This is a genomic window from Micrococcus sp. HMSC31B01 (assembly GCF_001816085.1).
GTDB classification, from domain to species: Bacteria; Actinomycetota; Actinomycetes; order Actinomycetales; family Micrococcaceae; genus Micrococcus; species Micrococcus luteus.
Genome location: NZ_KV825138.1, coordinates 1 through 3301, shown reverse-complemented (window position 1 = coordinate 3301; position 3301 = coordinate 1). Strand labels below are relative to the sequence as shown.

Sequence of the window (3301 nt, the reverse complement as noted above, 5' to 3'; positions counted from 1 at the left end):
TGCAATCAGACAACCGCACAGTGGACGCGAACACCAACCCATCACCTTGAAGCAAGCAATGGGATAAGAGTGTGTGTAAGTCATCGGCCTATTAGTACTGGTCAGCTTCACGAGTCTTCAGTCCTCGCTTCCACATCCAGCCTATCAACCCAGTGTTCTAGCTGGGGGCCTCACACCCTCAAAGGGGCAAGGAAATCTCATCTCGAAGCCGGCTTCCCGCTTAGATGCTTTCAGCGGTTATCCATCCCGAACGTAGCTAATCAGCCATGCACCTGGCGGTACAACTGACATACCAGAGGTTCGTCCGTCCCGGTCCTCTCGTACTAAGGACAGACCTTCTCAAATTTCCAACGCGCGCAGAGGATAGGGACCGAACTGTCTCACGACGTTCTGAACCCAGCTCGCGTACCGCTTTAATGGGCGAACAGCCCAACCCTTGGGACCTACTCCAGCCCCAGGATGCGACGAGCCGACATCGAGGTGCCAAACCATGCCGTCGATATGGACTCTTGGGCAAGATCAGCCTGTTATCCCCGAGGTACCTTTTATCCGTTGAGCGACGGCCGTTCCACAACGAGCCGCCGGATCACTAGTCCCGACTTTCGTCCCTGCTCGAGCTGCCACTCTCACAGTCAAGCTCCCTTGTGCACTTGCACTCGACACCTGATTGCCAACCAGGCTGAGGGAACCTTTGGGCGCCTCCGTTACATTTTGGGAGGCAACCGCCCCAGTTAAACTACCCATCAGGCACTGTCCCTGACCCGGATCACGGGCCGAAGTTAGATATCCAGAGTGACCAGAGTGGTATTTCAACGGCGACTCCACGAACACTGGCGTGCCCGCTTCACAGTCTCCCACCTATCCTACACAAGTCACACCGAATACCAATACCAAACTATAGTAAAGGTCACGGGGTCTTTCCGTCCTTCTGCGCGTAACGAGCATCTTTACTCGTAATGCAATTTCGCCGAGTTCATGGTTGAGACAGCGGGGAAGTCGTTACTCCATTCGTGCAGGTCGGAACTTACCCGACAAGGAATTTCGCTACCTTAGGATGGTTATAGTTACCACCGCCGTTTACTGGGGCTTAAGTTCTCCGCTTCGCCGAAGCTAACGGGTCCCCTTAACCTTCCAGCACCGGGCAGGAGTCAGTCCATATACATCGTCTTACGACTTCGCATGGACCTGTGTTTTTGATAAACAGTCGCTTCCCCCTGGTCTCTGCGGCCCCGATCCCCTCACACCAGCACGTGGTGCTCAAGGTTGGGGCCCCCCTTCTCCCGAAGTTACGGGGGCATTTTGCCGAGTTCCTTAACCATGATTCTCTCGATCGCCTTAGTATTCTCTACCTGACCACCTGTGTCGGTTTAGGGTACGGGCAGTTTGAACCTCGCGCCGATGCTTTTCTAGGCAGCATAGGATCACCGGATCACCCACCACGTGGGCGCCCATCAGGTCTCAGGCATACAGCCGGCGGATTTACCTACCGGCAGCCCTACACCCTTAGACCAGGTCATTTCCATTGCCCGGCCCGGCTACCTTCCTGCGTCACACCTGTTAATGCGCTTGCCTCCCCGGTTCAGGTCCCGCGCTCCCCATCACCGACCCCGTCAAAGACGGGGTTCGGGATGGTTCGGGCGGTTAGTATCACCGGCTCAGCATGGGCGGTTCTTCACTGGTACGGGAATATCAACCCGTTGTCCATCGACTACGCCTGTCGGCCTCGCCTTAGGTCCCGACTTACCCAGGGCAGATTAGCTTGACCCTGGAACCCTTAGTCATCCGGCGGACGGGTTTCTCACCCGTCTTTCGCTACTCATGCCTGCATTCTCACTCGTCCACAATCCACCAGAAGTTACCCGCTGGCTTCACCTCGTGAACGACGCTCCCCTACCCATCCAGCAAAACTGAATGCCACGGTTTCGGCGGTGTACTTGAGCCCCGCTACATTGTCGGCGCGGAATCACTTGACCAGTGAGCTATTACGCACTCTTTCAAGGGTGGCTGCTTCTAAGCCAACCTCCTGGTTGTCTCAGCAACTCCACATCCTTTCCCACTTAGCACACGCTTAGGGGCCTTAACCGGTGGTCTGGGCTGTTTCCCTCTCGACTATGAAGCTTATCCCCCACAGTCTCACTGCCACGCTCTCACTTCCCGGCATTCGGAGTTTGGCTGAAGTCAGTAACCTTGTAGGGCCCATCGTCCATCCAGTAGCTCTACCTCCGGGAAGAAACACGTGACGCTGCACCTAAATGCATTTCGGGGAGAACCAGCTATCACGGAGTTTGATTGGCCTTTCACCCCTACCCACAGCTCATCCCCTCCATTTTCAACTGAAGTGGGTTCGGTCCTCCACGCGCTCTTACACGCGCTTCAACCTGGCCATGGGTAGATCACTCCGCTTCGGGTCTAGGACACGCGACTCAATCGCCCTATTCAGACTCGCTTTCGCTACGGCTTCCCCACACGGGTTAACCTCGCCACGTATCACTAACTCGCAGGCTCATTCTTCAAAAGGCACGCTGTCACCCCACAAGGAGGCTCCAACGGTTTGTAGGCACATGGTTTCAGGTACTATTTCACTCCCCTCCCGGGGTACTTTTCACCATTCCCTCACGGTACTGATCCGCTATCGGTCAACAGGTAGTATTCAGGCTTACCAGGTGGTCCTGGCAGATTCACACGGGATTCCTCGGGCCCCGTGCTACTCGGGCAACCCTCCAACAGCGGCGGAACACATTTCGACTACGGGACTCTCACCCTCTACGGTCCAGCATCCACACTGGTTCGTCTATATGCCCGCACCTCACTGCGCCATGCCGGCAGACATGACAAGGAGGGGCCCACAACACCGCACATGCAACCCCTGCCGGGTATCACACACATACGGTTTAGCCCCATCCGCGTTCGCTCGCCACTACTAACGGAATCACTTTTGTTTTCTCTTCCTGTGGGTACTGAGATGTTTCACTTCCCCACGTTCCCTCCACCCGGTCTATGTGTTCAACCGGGGGTCACACGACACGTCGTGCGGGGTTTCCCCATTCGGAAATCCTGGTCTCAACGTCCGGTTATCGACTCCACCAGGCTTATCGCAGATTCCCACGTCCTTCTTCGGCTCCTGTTGCCAAGGCATCCACCATGCGCCCTTGGAAACTTTCACACACAATGAAAGTCCTCAAATGAGCAATATCTAACTAAGATGTCATTCTCGGCGTCACCACACCTCACACCACCCCAGGGGGAACAGTGCGATCAACGATGCAGCAACAAAAAAATAAGATGCTCGCGTCCACTATGC

The 3301-nt window shown here is 55.6% G+C and carries 1 rRNA gene; it reads right to left on the bottom strand.

From position 1 onward, the window contains the following. Nucleotides 1–71: 71 nt before the first annotated feature. Nucleotides 72–3163, bottom strand: a 23S ribosomal RNA gene (locus tag HMPREF3105_RS06765). Nucleotides 3164–3301: the final 138 nt, after the last annotated feature.